Here is a 3,014-nt window from a genome sequence, read left to right as displayed (position 1 = left end):
GCGGGCCGGGTCCGCCGGGTCCGCCCTGCTGGTCGGGGACCAGCGGTTCGGCGGGCCGGTTCAGCTGGGAGGGGCGCGAGCCCTGGTAGTCGTACGGCTCCGGCGGCCGGGGCGGTGCCTGCTGGGCCTGGAAGCCCGGCGGCAGGTTCAGTCCCGGAGGCGGCGGTCCACCGGGCCCGCCGGGACCACCCGGTCCGCCGGGCTGCTGGTGCTGCGGGGCCAGCGGCGTGTACGAGGTCGCCGTGTTGGTGAGGAAGTTCCACCGGCACTCCTCGCAGAACAGGGCGTTGCCCTCGCGCGGGGTGCGGCACTGCGGGCAGAGCTCCGCCTGCGCCGTCGCGTTCGGGTCCTGCGGGTAGCCGTAACCGGGCGCGGGCGGTGGCGGCGGAGGCGGCGGCACCGAACCGGCGGGAGCTCCGGCTCCGGCCATGCGATGGCCACAGACCTCGCACCAGTCGTCGGAACCCGACTGGTGTCCGTTCGGGCAAGTCGGCATGTCGGCGCTTCCCCCTCTCCTCGTCCGGCCCGCAGGCCGCGGTTGATCGGCAGGTGCCGATTTCGGCTACTTCTTGACGCGAACTGTTTTCGTCGAACGAGTTTCCAGTGTCATCTCGTCCGCGTCCGCGACCTTCGCTTTCAGTCGCACAGTACCCGTCGCCGCATCGACCACGTCCACCACCTTCGAAAGCAATTTCGCCGTATCGGCGTTCCCGGAGTCCGACGCGAGCTGTACCGCGCGCCCCAGTTTGGCCGTCGCGCCGTCGAAGTCCCCCGACTTACGGGCCTCCAGGCCCTGTTGGATGACCTGCGCCAGTTCGGCCTGGCCCGTGTAGTGCGCGACCTGCGGATTGATGGACGTCGACGCCACCATGTCGTCGGTCCACACCGCCCGTACCAGCCCCTGGGACAGCACCTGTGACGTGCCGTCGGCGGCGGGGAGGATCAGCGAGACCCGGGCCGCCAGCATCTCCTGGCCGACGCCCGCCTCCGGGACCTGGACACATACGTGGTAGTCACGGGACTCGTCGCCCCAGGAACCGGTCGGATAGTCCCCCGCACGGGCGTTGGCCTCCGTACGCCGCCCGGTCAGCTCCTCGACCGTCGGCGCCACCTGCTTGACGAACTTGATCTCCACGCCGACGGGTGTCCAGAGCCGCAGCGCCACGTCCGCGACCTCCTTGCCCATCGCGTTCTCCATCATCTCGGTGAAGTCGGCGGCCAGGCCCGAGGGATCGGCCACGATGTCCGCCGTACCGAGCATCGCCGAGGCGATGCCCGTGACCTCCTTCACCACCCAGTCCGTGCCGACACCCCGGGCGTCACACGTGAATCGGCCCGCACAGGCGTCGAGCGAGGCGCGCAGGTCCTCCGGGGTCTCGTGCTCGTTACGGCCGTCGGTGAGCAGGATGCCGTGCCTGATCGACACGTCGGCCGAGGCCAGCAGCCGGTCCGCGAGCCGCAGCCAGGTGCCGATGGCCGTACCGCCGCCCGCGCTCAGCTTGCGCAGGGCGTTCTTGGCCTCCGCGCGGGTGTTGGCGTCCGCGACCGCGAGCCGGCCTTCGCCCGGGTAGACCTCCTTGGCCACGTGCGTACCGGCCACCACGGCGAAGGCGACACCGTCGCGCAGCGTGTCGACGGCGGCGGACGTGGCATCGCGCGCGTTGCGCATCTTCGTCGGCGGATAGTCCATCGACCCCGAGCAGTCGACCATGATCACCACGGCCGCGTTCGGGCCCGGCGCCGTCGATACCGGGGACGCTCCCGTGAGCGGCGCCCCGCCGCTCGTACCTCCCCCGGTGGACGTGACCGTCACGATCGCGTTCACCTCGCGCCCGCCCTCCGGCAGGAACTCGTTCTGGTACACCTCGACGGAGAACTGCGGCACTGTCGACTTGGAGAAGTTCGCCATCTGTATCGGCTCCTTGACGCTCCACTGGCAGAAAACTAAGACGTGAGAGGGACAACAGGGCAACGGGCCGGCGTGCTCCCGGGGTCGGACCGGGCGCAGGCCCGGGTCGCCGCCCCGGTCCGGTGGTCCGGGCAGTGGGGTGCTCAGGCCGGGCTGTAGGCGGATCCTGCCCCTTGCTGCGGTACGGCGAACGGCAGGAGGGCCACTGTTACGTTGTCGTGGCCCCCACCGTCGAGCGCGTGGCCGACCAGCACCTGGGCGCTGTGCAGGGGCCGTCCGGCGGCGTCGGGAGGCAGGACCCGGGCCATGTCCTGCGGGCTCTCCGCGTAGTTCCACAGGCCGTCCGTGCACACCACCACGACACCGGGGCGGTCCGGTTTGAAGGACGCCGTGTGCGGTTCGAGTTCGTACGCGTCGGCGCCGAGCCAGCCGGTGATGGCGTGGGCGCGTTCGTCCGCGTACGCCTCCGCCTCGTTCATCAGGCCCGCGGCGACCATCTGGGCCGCCCAGGAGTCGTCCTCGGTGAGCCGCGCGGGCGGGCCGGTGCGGTCGTCGGGCACCCAGTAGGCGCGGCTGTCGCCGACCCAGCCGACGACCAGCAGGCCGCTCGCCACGACCGCGCCGACGATCGTGCACGCGGGCGCGTTCTGCGCGCGGTGCGCGGCCTCGTGGTCGCCGGCCCGACCCGGCCGGGTGGCAAGGAGGTTGACGGCCTCGGCGGCCGCCACGATCGCCTCGTGCATCGCCTGCTGCGGATGCGTGCCGCGCGGCAGCGCCGCCAGCAGCACCTCGTTGGCGGTGGCCGAGGCCGCCGCCGACGCCTCGTCGGGGCGGGTCGCCGACGACACGCCGTCGCAGACGATCGCGATCACGGCCGGTGAGCCGTCCGGCAGGGCCGCCGACGACACGGCGAACGCGTCCTCGTTGCGGTGATGGCGCAGTCCGCGGTCGCTGACCGCCGCGACGGCGTCCAACTCCTGCTCCACGTGGTCGCGTTCACGGGGCTGGGCGTGACCGCAGTTCTCGCAGTAGCCGTCGGTGTCGACATGGCCGGCGCGGCAGGCCACGCAGAGTTTCGTGCCGGCCGGGGCGGCGGGCGGCGCCG

The 3,014-nt window shown here is 72.3% G+C and carries 2 protein-coding genes and 1 pseudogene; all 3 read right to left on the bottom strand.

Annotated features, from left to right (window positions below; all coding sequences use genetic code 11):
• Positions 1–496: pseudogene (locus GXP76_RS34930) on the bottom strand (forkhead-associated protein); the annotation flags it as partial.
• Positions 497–562: 66 nt separating this feature from the next.
• Positions 563–1,909, bottom strand: coding sequence for a VWA domain-containing protein (locus GXP76_RS34925; RefSeq protein ID WP_242575634.1), 1,347 nt, complete (start codon positions 1,907–1,909; stop codon positions 563–565).
• Between the two features lie 143 nt (positions 1,910–2,052).
• The coding region (locus GXP76_RS34920; protein ID WP_242575633.1) for a PP2C family serine/threonine-protein phosphatase at positions 2,053–3,014 on the bottom strand (962 nt) is incomplete at its 5' end.

Origin of the sequence: Streptomyces sp. NP-1717, assembly GCF_022695985.1 — a bacterium.
Classification (GTDB): Bacteria; Actinomycetota; Actinomycetes; order Streptomycetales; family Streptomycetaceae; genus Streptomyces.
Note: the sequence above shows the minus strand (reverse complement) of the source record. Positions and strands in the feature narration are given on the sequence as shown.